This is a genomic window from Natrinema sp. CRL1, from assembly GCF_059162405.1.
On record NZ_JBLVOY010000002.1, the window covers coordinates 746077 to 760492 of the forward strand.

Genomic DNA, 14416 nt, shown 5'->3' on the forward strand with positions numbered 1-14416 from the left:
CGGGGAGTCACGGCAGGGTGAACGTCAGGAAGTGGCCGTTTGGATCACGGACGACGATTTCCTCCTCGGTCTCCCGCTCGAGCGAGCCGATCCGATCTCGGACCGCCGCAAGCGCCGCGCTCGGATCGTCCGTCTCGAAGCCGAGATCGACGTGGACGCCGCCGCGGGCGTCGGCGATACCGAGGTGGGGTTCCCAGAGCTCGAGCGCCATCGGTCCGTGCAGTCGCACGCGCTTGCGGTCCTCGCCCGTATCGACGGTCTCGAATCCCAGCTCCTCGTAGAACGCCCGTGCGCGCTCAAGGTTTTCGACCTCGAGGACGACCTCGAAGATCCCGTCGATTCCGGGGCCGGCCACGTCCTGCTGCCCGAGTTCGACGCAGTTCCCGTCGGGGTCGTACAGGTACAGCGACCGCGCGGGGCCGAATCGGGCTTCTTCGAGGTCGTAGTCGTCGTCCAGTCGGTCCCACCAGTCGTCGTACTCGGCCTCGGGAATCGAGAACGCGAAGTGCGTGTGCAGGCCGCCCCGCGGGAAGTCGTCCGGGCGGCGGCAGACGAGATCGGTCTCGCCGGCCGCGAAAACCAGTTCGGTCGTTCCGCGTTTGCGGACGGTCAGTCCCAACCGCTCTTCGTAGAACTCCCTCGCCGGCTCGAGGTACTTCGCCTCGAGAGCGAGCCAAGCCAGCCCGGTGAGCATGCCCGACCGTACGCGGGGCGGGTGCATAGAAGCGTCGCCGGTACTCACCGCCGAAGGGACCACGAGCGAGCGCTCGAGGCCCCATCGTTGTTCGATACACCAACGGAACCCGCGTACCGAACCGTTTACCTACGTTTATGAGGTGTGAGGCCGTATCACAGTCGTATGAACTTTCGCGTCGACGAGCGCGCGACCGACTTCCGCGAGATCGATCGCTTCGATGGCGGCGTCGGCTGGATCGCCCATCCCGACGAGCAGATGCAACGCGCAAGCCACGCCCTCGCGGTAGACGGCGAAGTTTGGGTGATCGACCCCGTCGACGCCGAGGGGATCGACGACCTGGTCGCCGAGTTCGGCGACGTGGCCGGCGTCGTCGTCACCCTCGATCGGCACAAACGCGACGCCGCCGCCGTCGCGGACCGACACGACGTCCCCGTCTACCTCCCCGAGTTCTTCGAGGGCGTCACCGAGGAGATCGACGCCGCGGTCGCCCGCTTCGACGACGAACTTTCGGATACCGGCATCCGCGCCATCACGCTCGTCGATAGCCGCTTCTGGCAGGAAGTCGCCCTCTACAACCCGGCCGACGGGACGCTCGTCGTCCCCGAATCGGTCGGGACCGTCGACTACTTCCTGGCCGGCGACGAGGAACTCGGCGTCCACCCGGCGCTGCGGCTGAAACCGCCGCGGGCGGCGCTTCGCGGCGTCGCGCCCGAACGCGTCCTCGTCGGGCACGGACCCGGCGTGATGGACGGTGCCGCACGCGTCCTCGAGACGGCTCTCGCCGGGTCCCGAAAGCGAGCCCCGCGGCTGTACGCGTCGACGGCGTGGGACATGCTTCCCGTGTAACGAACGACGATGGGGACCAACGGAATCCCCGCGGGGCATACATCTAACTACCCCGCACTCAAAGCAGCCCTGTGGTCTACGTAACCCGCGGGCTCGTCGACGTCTTGCTGGATCTCGCCAGCGATGCCGATCCCGACGACGTGACGACCGGCGTCTCGGTCACCCCGGCGAGCGACCTCGAGGGCGCGGACGGACTCCCGCCCGAGACGCCGGTTTTCACCGACTTCTTTCTCCCCGATCCCGGCAACCCCGTCAACGCCGTTTTCGGCGTCGATCTCTCGACGCCCGCCCGCCAGACGCAGGGCCGATTCGTCTCCCACCCCGTCGGCGAACTCGAGGTGACGCGGCGGGACGATCTGGCGCAGGTGATCTTCGTCGCGGTCCCGCCGTGGGGTGACGACGAGCGGTCGTTCGGCGCGTTCGACCGCAGTGGGAGCCGCCAGCCCCTCGAGATCGTCGACGCCTCGCCGCCGGGGCAATCGCTGACGGACTGAGTCGCACTCGAGACAGGCGAACGGTGATAGCGGCGAAGGGACGGATCCAGCTACTCGAGGTAGCCGAGGCCGCGGAGCTGTTCGGTGATCTCTTCGAACTCGGCTTCGGTGAGTTCGCCTTCCTTCTGGTGTTGGATGACGATGCTGCGAAGCAGGAATCGAACGAGGTCGCTCGTGCTCTGGAAGCTCGTTCCTTCGATGGTGTCCTCGACCCGGTCTGCGAGATCCTTCGGGATCGACACCGTGGTGTACTCGGTCATATCCCATACTCCGTCGCGGGGCCCAAAGGAGTGTCGACGGGCGACGAGCCGCGGGTTCGGCCGACCGGGTGCTGCGGCCGCCGCCCGTCTCCACAGCCATTTTTATATCTGGCTCCGTAGCGGGAGATAGATATGGGAGTCCGGCCACCATCGAGCGGAGACGACGAGGAACCCGACAGTATCGAGTTCGGTATCGCCGCCGTCGACGCTCACCTCAGAGATTCGGAGCTGTCGTTCCCGGCGACGAAAGACGATATCAGGGCCGAGATCGGCCACGAGCACATTCCCTACGACGTCCACGGGAACGACGTGCCGCTCGGCGAGATGCTCGCCGAAGTCCCGGAAGAAAAGTTCGATTCCCGACAGGAACTGTTGAACGCGCTCCACAAACCGTTCGAGGCGTACCGCCGGAACAATTCGAACGGCGTCGTCGCACAGTTTCGCTCGCTGTTACCGTTCTGAAACCGGGGTCGTCGCCCACCGCTCGTCGCTGTTAGGGGAGGAGCCGAGAGATTTTTCGGTGATCGTTACTCGTCGCGCGAGTCTCGAGCGATCCGCTCGAGGCGGCGTCGCTGCTCGCGGTGGAGGGTCACGAGCATGTCCGAGAGGACGCCGAACATGAGCAGTTGGACGCCGAGGAGAACGGCGGCGGCGGAGACGAGTGCCATGATCTCGTGGCCCTGCTGGTACTGGATCCACTCCCAGAGGACGTAGGTCGCGATGACGCCGCCCGAGAGGATACCGCTCACGCCGAGGCTCCCGAAGTAAAAGAGCGGGTTGTTGGTCTTGGCCAGCGAGTACAGCGCCAACAGGATCGTGCCGCCGTCTTTGACCGGGTGAAGGTTGGTTTCCGACTCGTCGGGCCGGGCGCTGTAACTGACCGGGACGACCGTCGTCTCGACGCCGTGTTTGACACACTCGACGGCGAGTTCGGTCTCGATCGTAAAGCCGTCCGAGTCGAGGGAAAGCCGCTCGAACGAGTCGACGGTAAACGCCCGGTAGCCCGAGAGAATGTCCTCGTAGTTGGCCCCGTGGACGAACCCGAACGCGCGGTTTATCATCCGGTTGCCGAAGCCGTTCAGGGCGCGCATCGCGTCGTCGTCCATGTCGGCAAAGCGGTTGCCGATCACGTGCTCGTACCCCCGGGAGAGGGGCTCGAGCATCTTGTCGGCGTCGGCCGGATCGTAGGTTCCGTCGCCGTCGAGCATCAACACGTACGGCACAGTGATGTACTCGAGGGCTTCACGGACGGCTTGGCCCTTGCCGTCGCCGGACTGGACCAGCACCTCGGCACCGTGCTCGCGGGCGATCTCGCGCGTATTGTCGCTCGAGTCGCCGTCGACGATGACGACGTTCGTGTACCCCTGCTCGTAGAAGCCCTCGATCACGTCGGCGATCGTCGCCGCCTCGTCGAGCGTCGGGATGAGTATGCACACGTCGTCGGACGAGATTTCGCGGGTATCCTCGCCTACGGCGACCGTCCCCGCGCCGTCCGAGAGGATACTCGAGCCCGCACGAACCGCGTCATCTTCCATCGGGCACTACTCCCCCACCGAACTGCAAAAGGTTACTGATTGACCAGTGTCGGGCTTTTAGGTCGGCGTGTCGTCGACTTATTCGGCTCCGAGGACGATCAGAGACGGGCGCTCAGTGTGCCCTCACCACTCGCTGCGTCACCAAGTCAGTCCCTCGTACACGTCGAGGGCGTCTTCGTCGACCTCGATCCGCCGACCGTCGACCACGACCGATTGGGCCATGCCCTCGAAGGAGAGGTCGTCGAACTCCGGCCAGTCAGTCGCGACGACGGCACCGTCGGCCCCCTCGAGTGCGCTCTCGGCCGAATCGGCGTACTCGATCTCCGGATAGTCGGGCCGGACGTTCTCGATGGCGACCGGATCGTACGCGACGATATCCGCGCCGCGGTCCGCGAGGTACTCGATCACGTCCAGCGCGCGGGACTTCCGAATGTCGTCGGTGCCGGGTTTGAACGACAGTCCGAGGACCGCGATCCGGGCCCCCTCGAGGTCGACGTGGTCCGCGAGTAGGCCGACGAGCCGCCGCGGCTGCTCGTCGTTGACCGCGACCGTGGCGTCGAGCAGGTCGGGGTCGTACCCCTGCTCGCGAGCGCCGGCCCGCAGGGCGTTGACGTCTTTGGGGAAACAGGAGCCACCCCAGCCGAGCCCCGAGCGCATGAACCGTTCCGAGATCCGGTCGTCGAGGCCGACCGCCTCGAGCACCTCGTAGGCGTCCGCGTCGTACTCCCTGGCGATGTTGCCCAGTTCGTTGACCAGCGAAACCTTCGACGCGAGGAAGGCGTTGTTCGCGTACTTGATGAGTTCGGCCTCGCGGATGTCCGTCTCGACGAGGTCCGTCTCCTCTCGTTCGAGGATCGGCGCGTACAGTTCCCGCAGCGTCGCGGCGGCTCCTTCGCTCGCCGTTCCGAAGACCACCTTATCCGGCTCGAGGAAGTCCTCGACCGCGGTTCCCATCCGCAGGAACTCGGGATTCATCGCAATCTCGAGGCCATCGCCGAGCGAGATCCCGGATTCGGACTTGAGGATCGGGCCGACGACGTCTTCGGTGGTGCCCGGCAGGACCGTGCTCTTGACGACCACGAGGTGGTCGTCGTCCGTGTCCGCGAGCGCGCGACCGAGCGACTCCGTGCCGGCCTGCATGATCGCGAGGTCGAGGCTCCCGTCGTCGGACTGGGGCGTGGGCAGACAGAGGAAGGTCACGTCCGTGTCGCGGGCCTTGTCGTACTCGGTCGTCGCGCGAAGGGTCGTACCGGCGTGTTCGGCGATTCGCTCGGCGAGACCTGACTCGTGGATCGGGGCCTCGCCGGCGTTTATCGCCTCGACGATGTCCTCGTCGATCTCGATGTTGATCACGTCGTGGCCGAGGTCCGCGAGGCAGGCGGCGACGGTGGTTCCGACGTAGCCGCTGCCGACGATGGAGACGTTCATAGGGGACGAGATGCGCCCGTTTCGTTAGTCCTTTTTGGGTTCGTCGTCGGCTCGTAGGCCCGTGCTCTTCGACCGACCGCACCGGAAAGAGACTTCGACTCGCTCTCGAGCGGGGGGATCGACTGCGATCGGGAACCGTCGCGAACACGAAAGCTATTCTTTCCGTTCGGACGCCTCTAGAGAGGCATGCAGGAACCCTTCGGTCAACGCGGTCGCCTCGTTGTGGGCGTCGCCCTCCTCGCCGTGCTGATCGGACTCGTGTGCTGGTCTGGCACGATACCCGGCGACCTCACTGACAGCGACCATCCGACCGAGGTCGACGTGACACAGAACCGCGAGGCCTACGTCGGCGAGCGCGTCGCCCTCGGTGGACAGGTCGTCGAGACGGACCCCGTCATTATCGCCACCCGCGCCAGCGGCTCCGGCAGGTTCACCCTCCTGAACGCGAACGAGGCGCTCCAGAACGGGGACGGCCCGCTCGAGCGGGGCGATAGCGTGACCGCATTCGGCACGCTCGAGGACGAATCGAGCCTCGCCGTCGAGCGCACAACGGTCGGCGATACGGCCGGGACGGCGTACATGCTCCTCGTCTCGTTCGTCGCCGGCCTCTGGGTCGCCGGCCGCTTCGCCCGCGACTGGCGGTTCGACCGCAATCGGCTCGCGTTCGTCCGACGGGACCATCCGCTCTCGCTCCGTGACGTGATTTCGGGATCTCGAGGTATCGGAAACGGCGGTGATCGCGGTGCCTGATGTCTTCACGCACGTCCTCGTCGGCTACGTCATCGGGACACTCCTGTCGATTCGCTACCAGCGGCTGCGGCGAGGACACGTCACGCTCGCAATGGTCGGCGCGCTCTCGCCCGACTTCGTGAAAATCGACCTCGTGATCCCGGATGAGCTCGTCAGTTACCTGTTTGGCGTTCCGTTCGCGTGGGGCCCGTTGCACACCCTCGGCGGGACGGTCGTCGTCACTCTTTTCGGGTCGCTTCTGTTCGCCCCCGAGTACCGCCGTGACGCGGTCCTCTTGGTCGCACTCGGTGCGGCGTCACACCACGCCCTCGATCTGGGACTCATGACGCCGACCGGCTACTCCTACGCCGCGTTCTGGCCGCTGACCGAGTACCGGCCGCCCGCCGGCGGACTCTACATGAGCACCGACTACTGGCCGGCGCTCGTCGCCGGGTTCTGTGCCCTCCTCGTCTGGGGGCTCGAGCGACGGCTCGATTCGCGACCGGAGGGGAGTTCGGCGACGCTCGAGTGAGGGTACGTAATCGCCCGAAGAAGAGTACGAAGCGTGCTCGAGCGGCGATAGAGCGAGAAGGTGCCGTCGTTACTCTGTCGGAGCTGCGACTTCAGCGTCTCCCAGTCGCTCTTCGGCGCGGTCCTTATCGTCCGGGTAGCCCACGTCGATGCGCCAACCGTCCATCCGGATCGCGTCGATGGTCCGCCCGGACTGGATGAGGAGATCGATCGCGTCCGGCAGTTCGTACTCGCCGCGCGCCGAGGGTTGGACGAGGTGGCACGCGTGGAAGATCTCCGGCGTGAACGTGTAGAACCCGGTCATGACGAGATTGGACGGCGGATCGTCGGGTTTCTCCATCACTTCGACGATCTCACCGTACTCATTGGTGTCGAGGACGCCGTACCTCGAGGCTTCCTCGTATGGGACTTCTTCGACGAGGAACGCGGCGTCGGCCCGTTCCTCCTGCTGGCGGTTGATCACGTCGCCGAGGTTCGCCCGGAAGACGTTATCCCCGAGCATGAGCATGAAGTCGTCGTCGATGTGCGGTTCCGCCTGCAAAATCGCGTGGGCGAGTCCGAGCTGCTCGCGCTGGTGGGCGTAGGTGATCGGAACGCCCTCGTACTCGTCGCCGTAGCGCTCGATGATCTTCTCTTTCATGTAGCCGACGACGAGGACGAACTCGGTCGCACCGACCTCGATGAGGTTGTCCATGACGTCCTCGATGAGCGGTTTTCCGTCGACCTCGACGAGGACCTTCGGCTTGTCTTCGGTGAGCGGCCGGAGGCGAGTACCCTTGCCGGCGGCCAGCACGACTGCTTGCATGTGCTCACCGATTATACTTGAGTATTATATGTCTTCGGGACTGCTTCTCGGGATCAATCGGCCCGGTCAATCGCTCTGGGCCGTATGCACAGTCTGTAGCGGATCCTTGGACCAAGCGTGAATGGGGAACAGAAATCAGATCGAAAGGCGGTGAAACGTTGTTTTCGGGAGGTATGAATAGCCAACGAAAAGTCCGGATCTCGAGGATTACTGAATGTACCCGAGATCGTTCAGTCGCTGTTTGATCGAGTCGGATGCTTGTTGTGTACCGGAAACGACATCGGCGGGTTGGAGAGCGCCAATAGTTTCTTCTACCAGAGTTCGGTCAGCGTGACCGACGACGGATCGCTCTCGAGCGTTCCGGATCTGGATGCACGCATCCCGTTCGCCATTGTACACATCCTTACGAACGCCGTCATCTCGAGTGCTGTACACCGCGTGCCACGGGCCGAAGTACGGCTCTCTGTCGTCCGGTTCAAGCGGAAGTTCGTCACCCGGTTCCTGTATCCGATATGTCGAAGTGACGACCGGGTCATCGCTCTCGAACGTTCGAGGACGGCCCCTGACGTGGGCACGCACGACATCGGGGAATCGGGCTAGCGAAACAGGGTCATTAATAGTTAATCCGCTATCGTCGTCGGGTGTACTAACGAGAAGTGGAACGTGTGTTAGCTGCTCGTTGATCCCGAAATTATGGTCGATAAGCCGTATCGGAGTCCCGAGCTCGCACGGTTCTCCGAATCCCTCGCCGTGATCGGACGTAATAACGAGAAGGGTTTCGGAAAGTTCGTTTCGGGCCTTCAGCGACTCAATCAGCTCGCCGACAATTGCATCGGCTTGCCGTATGCACCCATCGTACAGTGATTCGAATGCACCGAGTTGCCACCATGGGCGGTCGCTCAGAAACTCGCGTAACAACGGCTCACTGATCTCCTCGTGGAGTCCCCGGAGTTCCGAACTACCCCATTGATCGTACCTCGTGGCCGGAAGGTATGGATAGTGGGCATCCATGAGGTTTATACACGCTGCCCACGGATCATTCCGGTCGTCGGTCCACTCGAGAAACGATTCGATATGCCGGCGACTCTCGTCGTAATCAACCGTGGGTCCGCGCATACGTTCTATCTGATCGCTAACACCGTTGTATAACGATTTGAGGGGGCGATCACTGCCGAGTGCAGCGGTAAGATACTCCGTCTTTCCGGTCGCGCCGCTCAGTTCATCGGGCGACAACGCATCAGGAAACGGGTACATCGAAGATGACGGCCCATCGACATCGTCGAACGGCCGTGCAAGCGAGGACGCTTCGGCGACGACAGTGTTTGAGGTAAAGAGACCGGTTCGATACCCTTCCTCGGAAAGTTCTTCCCAGATGGTTGTCCCCCGTTTGAGTTCTGCCGTGTGGTCTACAGCATGGTGCTCAGCAACCTCGTATCCCGTGAAGAGGCTTGCATGGCTTGCGATACTATGAATTCCCGGTGAGCGCGCCTGCGTATACACCGTCGCCTCCGACGCAAACTCCTCCAGATTTGGTGTCGTCTCGTTATAATAGCCGTGAAGGCTCGTATTCGCCGCTCGAACGCTATCGAGAACGACGAGGAGAACGTTAGGCGATGTCACATACTATGCTCATCGGCAACCTGATAAAACCTTCTCGGTAACAGGGAACGGTATCGCGAGTTCAGATTCAGACACGCTATCGTACTCGTCAGGTCCAATTGAGCGGAAGATCCATGGGAAGGTTCTGCTCAACGGTCAGCCGAAAGTGCGAAGAGATGGCAACGAGGGCCGTGAAGTAGACGGCCGAGCCGAAGCCAACGAGTGTTAGCACGACAGCGATGTTACTGCTGACAGTTACGTATTCTGCCTCGAGCCAGAGACCGGTGTAGACAAAGAGGCCCATGATCCCTGCAGCGGCCCACTGTCGTCCGATCTCTCCGACAGGAACGGAGAATTCGACCAGTGACGAAAGCGCGATGTAGGCAATCACGAGACTGATGGCGACCGACGAAGCAGTCGCCGCTGCCGCACCCACGACGCCGAAAATAGGGATTAGACTGACGTTTAGAAGGACGTTCGCGCCGATGAACACGGCGTTGACTTTGAAGGAGACGTCGGGCCTGTCAATTGCATCCAGCGTCATCGTGAACTGTCGCTGGTATCCTTGAATCAACGTCGCGACGATGAGAACTGAGAGTACGATCGCTCCTTGCGTGAACTCCTCACCGTATATTCGGAGTAATCGTTCGCTGAGCAGCGTTCCCCCGACGAGACCCGGAATGAGGATCAATCCACCGTACGTAAGCGCAACCTCGAATAGTTCTGCGACCGATTCTGCGTCGTTATCTGCCGAGAGCGAACTCATTTCGGGGAACAGCGTTTCACTCAGTGACCCACCGAACAGTATCAGAAAAACCGCAATGTTCCAGGCCGCCGTGTAGATCCCGACGAGCGACGACGACACGAAGAACCCGAGGACAGCGACATCAACCCAGTTGAACGCACGCGACCGGATTTCGCCGAGCCACGAATACTCCGCAAAGGAGACGATCCGATGGTAGTGCTCTGCCGTCGGGAGTTCGATCGAGTCGAAGTGCCGAATCGCTATCCAAAGACCGAGTACGGAGACGAATGCATACCCAGCGGTATATCCAATAAAGAGACCAGTGATCTGAAAACCAGCGAGAATGGCTCCAATCTGGACGAGACTCCGTGTTCCGGTCCGAATCGGGTTGAAGATACCGGAGATGTGGACGAGATGTTGGCCGGTCAGTATCGAGTTCACAGTCGACTGGACAACAGTAACGAGTAGGAATAGTACTACGATTGCTGCAGCAGGATAGCCGATGTAGTCGTTTATCCGTTCGTGGAAGAGCAGGGTGAGAACGGCGACGATCAGGAAGAGGCCGAGGACGATCGTCCCGCCGGCGATTGTGTAGGCCGCCTCGTCGTCGCCTTCGCTGACGCGTTTATTGATCGCGCTCGGAACCCCCATCTTCACTGCGATCCCGAGCCAAGCGACCGTTGAGAGAACGAGGTAGTAGATACCGAGCGTCTCGGAACCGAGAAACCGAGCGATAAATATCGTCGCGACGAACCCCAGCGCGGACGCCAAAAATCGGGAAGTAAAGTGAACGATCGATGTCTGGCCCAGTCGCATACACCTACCGGTGAGCGGGAAGGCAATAAGGGCTTTTTTTCGATACTAACAGCGATAGACTCGAGACACGCTTCTCGTGTCGTACTCGGTTTTAGCCCCTCACTATGCCTTGTAGCCGAGTTCGTGTAATCGCTGCTCCACTTCGGCATCGATATTTCCGTCAGCTTCCGTTACGTCAACTTGCTCTAGGGCTTTGACGGATGATTCGACGAATTCCCGGTCTGCGAGTGCCCTCGCCGCTCGTTGATCGCGCATCGTCGATTCGAATCGAACGTGATCCTCACGACGGATGGCGTCAACTACCGTTCTGTCACCTTTTTCGTGGCAGACTGCATGCCACGGCCCGAAGTACGGTTCCCGCTCGCTTTCCGGCAACGGGAACTCCGCTGCCGGTTCCTCGAGTCGATACGAACTCGTGATCGCATAGCCCTCGTCCGGAACGAAACTACCTCTCTCACCGTCGATAACGCTTTTCACGACCGAGGGGAACCGAGTCAACGATGCGGGCTCAGTTACAGTTTCACCTGCCGTCTGTCCGGGGTAGTTGACTACCAAGGGAACGTGAGCGAGTTCGTCACCGATCCCCCAACTGTGGTCGATCAGGCGTACTGCGTCGTTTACGACGCTGTACTCTCCGAACCCTTCCCCGTGATCGCTCGTCACGACTACCAACGTGTCCTCGAGCTCGTTCGTCGCCTCGAGTCGATCGAGTAGCTCGGCGAGGTACGCGTCGGCTTGCCTAATGCAGTCGTCGTATAGACTCGTACACGCCTCGAGTTCCCAGAACGGTCGGTCGCCGAGATATTGGGTCGTCAGCGGCCCGCCCATTGCCTCTCGGTGGAGGTCCTGGAGAACGTCTCCGCCCCATCGGTCGTACTCCTCCTGTGGTAAGTACGGATAGTGGGCGTCCATGAGATTGATACATGCAGCCCACGGGCCGCCGTCCGACTCTTGCCACTCGAGGAACTCCCTGACGTATTCCCCGCCGTGTTCTCTCTCCGGATCGTGTGCCGCGCTCGAATTACCGAACTCCCTCGAGAGCCCGTTTACGATGGCTTTAACTGGTGACTCGCTCTCGAGACACGCACGGATGTACTCGATGTAACTCGGAGTTCCCGAAACGTGTTCCGGGCCGAGTGCATCCGGAAATATTAATTCATCACGTTTCGGTCCCGAAACGTGGGTGAAGAACGTCGAAAGGTTCGAGGATTCAGAGACAATCGCGTTTGGTGTGAACAGTCCAGTCCGGTACCCGTTGGCAGCTAGTTCTTCCCAAACCGTGTGTCCGGACGCTAAATTCGTGCTATGCGACGTAGCCCGATGCTCGGCCACGTGATATCCGGTAAAAATACTGACGTGACTCGATATGCTGTGAATGCCAGGTGATTTCGCAGTTGTATAGGTTGTCGACCGGTTTGCAAACTCGTCCAGACCTGGTGTCGTGTCCTGTGGATAGCCAAGATGGCCCACGTTCTGGGCACGAACACTATCGAGAATAACGAGAAGAACGTTCGGCTGATCCATACGTATGGGTTCGGACGGGCATATTTGTATACTTCGGTAAGTGGAATATACACATCAGCGAATTAGACACAGAGATACAGACGTAGTACACATCGAGAATACTTCGTTAGTGATAAAGAGGTACAAATCACTGCTTCACTAATGACAGTTAGCTTCACAAAATGGCTCTCCCAGAGCATATCGAATTTCCGGGATACCGATAAACCGCTGTTGTCACGCGTTGTACGACCGATCTATTATATCTACGTTGCGTTCCTTCTGAGCATCACGAAGTGGTACCCATACGGAACCAACATTTTTGAACGTGAGTGGGACGCACTCATCATTCTCGACGCCTGTCGTGTTGATGCGTTACGAGAAGTCGCCGACGAGTACGAGTTTCTGACTGTCGATGACTCGATAACCTCCGTCGGGAGTACGTCTTTCGAATGGATGAACCATACCTTTGACGACGAATATCGGGACGACATTCAGAATATCGCCTACGTGACCGGGAACGGATATACGGATCGGGTACTCGGTAATGGCGGTGATACGGGACATGCGGCGATGCCGTTCGGTCCATCCGAGTACGATGTCGTCAGTCCTGGAGACGTGGGTTATCTGGAGGAACTCTGGCGAGCGGAATTTGACGACTCTACTGAGTGGATGGTCGGGAGTGGAGATGGAACTCGAGTTCATCCACGCTATACGACCGACCGCGCAATTGCAGCAGACCGGAGTCGCAGTCCTGGTCGGCTAATCGTCCACTACATGTATCCACATGACCCCTATCCGCTGGCTGACGAACCCGACCTGCAGGAACCGTTTGATGCACTCAGGGCGGGACACGTCGATCACGATGAGACGTGGGAGGAGTATATAGAGAATCTTCGCCTCGTGCTCGATGAAGTTGAAGTCTTACTTAACAACGTAGATGCCGACGATGTCGTCATCACGGCAGACCACGGGGAGGCGTTCGGTGAGTATAGCTTCTACCGACACGTTATCGGTTGTCCGCTACCCTGTATGCGAACCGTCCCGTGGGCCGAGACGACCGCTGAGGATACCGGCGAGTATGAACCTCGCGCCCCAGCACCACAGTCGACTACCGAGACGGCGACCGCCGAAGAGCGATTAGAAGATCTGGGGTATCTGTAGCGTTACCGGTACCGTCTACGTTCTAATCGCAGTCTGGAGCCTTTCCTCGAGCGTGTCGGTATCAACACGAATGTCAACGCCGACCTGCTCACACTGAACGTACTGGTATTCGTGATCCATGTTCGCCGCCAGCCGGTCAAAGGTAGCCATCGTCTTGTCTCCAAACAGTTCGATCACTGTAAGATCATCACTGTACAGAATGTTTGTCAGTCCTGCACCGTGGGGTCCAACGACAACTTCAGCATGATGGAACAGGTCGATCTGCTCCCGGACGCTCAACTCTCCGAGGAGATACGTATCGACGTTGTAGTCGTCTAATACACGTTGAATCGTGTCTCTGTTCGAGACGCGGCGAACCGTCGCATCGCCGCGCGCGATATAAATTCGCTTACTCCATTCCTCGCCAGGACTCTGGTCGTGTACGGTACCGTCTCGCATCCGATTACGCATCCAGAAACATTCTTCGGGAGTTGGGTCAGGAAATGTTGGGACGACTAACGAATTTACCTTTGCGATCCCACCGCCAAAACTGGCGATGTCCCCGGTATAATCGATGATATCGAGAGATTCTTTCATCCAACTCGAGCAGTCATCTGGCACGAGCAGCGTTGGATACATCCCGGTTTCGGAGCCATACCGCTCGAGGAGGCGAACGCGCATGAGACATTCTGCGGTCCAATGGTAGTAGTTGCTCCATGGTGGGACGGCAAACGCGGCCGTATCGAATCGCTGATCCGGGTCTGCTTCACCGCGGAGTGCATCAAGCGTTCGACGGGCTCCGTTTTCCGATATCGACCGTGCGATAGTAACACCGGTTCGCCGCTGTGTGAGCGGCGGCGTTCCGACGGTGTCAGCGATAATTGTTCCATCCGCAGTGAGACCGGGACCGACGGGACCGAGTAGCGTCGCATCCGGGAACTCGCAGACGAATCTGTCTCCTGGTTCGTACTGCTCGGGGGTATCGAGTCCCCGGAACCCGGTTGGTCCTTTGAGTCGCATCGGTCCGTTGTACCCTTCGTATTCGTAACATTCCGAACGATTGCGTACGTCATCGCGGTATAGTATATCTACCCGGTTTTCGAGAATTTTCTTGTATACGGTTTTATAGAGGAGAATATCATTGACCAGAAGATCACGCCCCTCGGAGATGAATTCCGCTGCTCCGTCCTTCCGAACCTTGCGGACCGCACGACCCGGGACGTTACTGAGCTCCATCTTCATTGAGAGTACTATCAGGAACGCTTTTAACAGCACCGGGATATAGCCG

The 14416-nt window shown here is 60.3% G+C and carries 15 protein-coding genes; 6 read left to right on the forward strand and 9 right to left on the reverse strand.

Annotated elements, in window-relative coordinates; genetic code table 11:
• Positions 1 to 7: 7 nt before the first annotated feature.
• Positions 8 to 694 carry a VOC family protein gene (locus tag ACJYUO_RS09525; protein WP_494345136.1) on the reverse strand — a complete coding sequence of 229 codons (687 nt, stop codon included), beginning with the start codon at positions 692 to 694 and terminating at the stop codon, positions 8 to 10.
• Positions 695 to 859: 165 nt separating this feature from the next.
• Between ACJYUO_RS09525 and ACJYUO_RS09530 the strand changes: the two genes are divergently transcribed.
• Together ACJYUO_RS09530 and ACJYUO_RS09535 are read left to right on the forward strand one after the other, a co-directional pair.
• Positions 860 to 1543: a hypothetical protein gene (locus ACJYUO_RS09530; protein WP_494345137.1), complete on the forward strand. Its 684-nt coding sequence runs from the start codon at positions 860 to 862 to the stop codon at positions 1541 to 1543.
• 71 nt (positions 1544 to 1614) lie between these two features.
• Positions 1615 to 2037, forward strand: coding sequence for a JAB/MPN domain protein-containing protein (locus tag ACJYUO_RS09535; protein ID WP_494345138.1), 423 nt, complete (start codon positions 1615 to 1617; stop codon positions 2035 to 2037).
• A 50-nt stretch (positions 2038 to 2087) separates the two neighbouring features.
• Here ACJYUO_RS09535 and ACJYUO_RS09540 read toward each other — a convergent pair whose 3' ends face one another.
• On the reverse strand, positions 2088 to 2297 hold the full coding sequence (locus tag ACJYUO_RS09540; protein ID WP_006179895.1) for a ribbon-helix-helix domain-containing protein: 210 nt from the start codon (positions 2295 to 2297) through the stop codon (positions 2088 to 2090).
• A gap of 132 nt (positions 2298 to 2429) precedes the next feature.
• On the opposite strand from ACJYUO_RS09540, the gene ACJYUO_RS09545 reads away from it, so the two are divergent.
• Positions 2430 to 2759: a DUF5789 family protein gene (locus tag ACJYUO_RS09545; protein WP_494345139.1), complete on the forward strand. Its 330-nt coding sequence runs from the start codon at positions 2430 to 2432 to the stop codon at positions 2757 to 2759.
• A 65-nt stretch (positions 2760 to 2824) separates the two neighbouring features.
• On the opposite strand, the gene aglJ is transcribed toward ACJYUO_RS09545, so the two are convergent.
• Positions 2825 to 3832, reverse strand: coding sequence for an S-layer glycoprotein N-glycosyltransferase AglJ (gene aglJ, locus ACJYUO_RS09550; RefSeq protein WP_494345140.1), 1008 nt, complete (start codon positions 3830 to 3832; stop codon positions 2825 to 2827).
• A gap of 138 nt (positions 3833 to 3970) precedes the next feature.
• On the reverse strand, positions 3971 to 5260 hold the full coding sequence (gene aglM / locus ACJYUO_RS09555; RefSeq protein WP_494345141.1) for a UDP-glucose 6-dehydrogenase AglM: 1290 nt from the start codon (positions 5258 to 5260) through the stop codon (positions 3971 to 3973).
• Between the two features lie 186 nt (positions 5261 to 5446).
• On the opposite strand from aglM, the gene ACJYUO_RS09560 reads away from it, so the two are divergent.
• The gene (locus tag ACJYUO_RS09560) at positions 5447 to 6010 is read left to right on the forward strand and encodes an OB-like fold-containing membrane protein (RefSeq protein WP_494345142.1); all 564 of its coding nucleotides are present in this window, start codon (positions 5447 to 5449) and stop codon (positions 6008 to 6010) included.
• Positions 5994 to 6521, forward strand: a complete 528-nt coding sequence (locus ACJYUO_RS09565; protein WP_494345143.1) for a metal-dependent hydrolase — start codon at positions 5994 to 5996, stop codon at positions 6519 to 6521. Before ACJYUO_RS09560 ends, ACJYUO_RS09565 begins: the two co-directional genes overlap by 17 nt.
• 69 nt (positions 6522 to 6590) lie before the next feature.
• Here the strand turns inward: ACJYUO_RS09565 and aglF are convergent, their stop codons facing one another.
• From aglF to ACJYUO_RS09585, 4 genes are all read right to left on the reverse strand, one after another.
• Positions 6591 to 7325, reverse strand: a complete 735-nt coding sequence (gene aglF / locus ACJYUO_RS09570) for a UTP--glucose-1-phosphate uridylyltransferase AglF (RefSeq protein WP_494345144.1) — start codon at positions 7323 to 7325, stop codon at positions 6591 to 6593.
• 207 nt (positions 7326 to 7532) lie between these two features.
• Complete coding sequence (locus tag ACJYUO_RS09575; RefSeq protein WP_494345145.1) at positions 7533 to 8945, reverse strand: sulfatase; 1413 nt, start codon at positions 8943 to 8945, stop codon at positions 7533 to 7535.
• A gap of 88 nt (positions 8946 to 9033) precedes the next feature.
• Positions 9034 to 10485: an oligosaccharide flippase family protein gene (locus tag ACJYUO_RS09580; protein ID WP_494345146.1), complete on the reverse strand. Its 1452-nt coding sequence runs from the start codon at positions 10483 to 10485 to the stop codon at positions 9034 to 9036.
• Between the two features lie 102 nt (positions 10486 to 10587).
• The gene (locus ACJYUO_RS09585) at positions 10588 to 12009 is read right to left on the reverse strand and encodes a sulfatase-like hydrolase/transferase (protein WP_494345147.1); all 1422 of its coding nucleotides are present in this window, start codon (positions 12007 to 12009) and stop codon (positions 10588 to 10590) included.
• 141 nt (positions 12010 to 12150) lie between these two features.
• On the opposite strand from ACJYUO_RS09585, the gene ACJYUO_RS09590 reads away from it, so the two are divergent.
• Entirely contained in the window at positions 12151 to 13149 is a 999-nt protein-coding gene (locus ACJYUO_RS09590) for a hypothetical protein (protein ID WP_494345148.1), read from the forward strand.
• Positions 13150 to 13164: 15 nt separating this feature from the next.
• Here ACJYUO_RS09590 and ACJYUO_RS09595 read toward each other — a convergent pair whose 3' ends face one another.
• Positions 13165 to 14370 (reverse strand): glycosyltransferase family 61 protein, encoded by a 1206-nt coding sequence (locus ACJYUO_RS09595; protein ID WP_494345149.1) that lies wholly within the window; start codon positions 14368 to 14370, stop codon positions 13165 to 13167.
• Positions 14371 to 14416 lie beyond the last annotated feature (46 nt).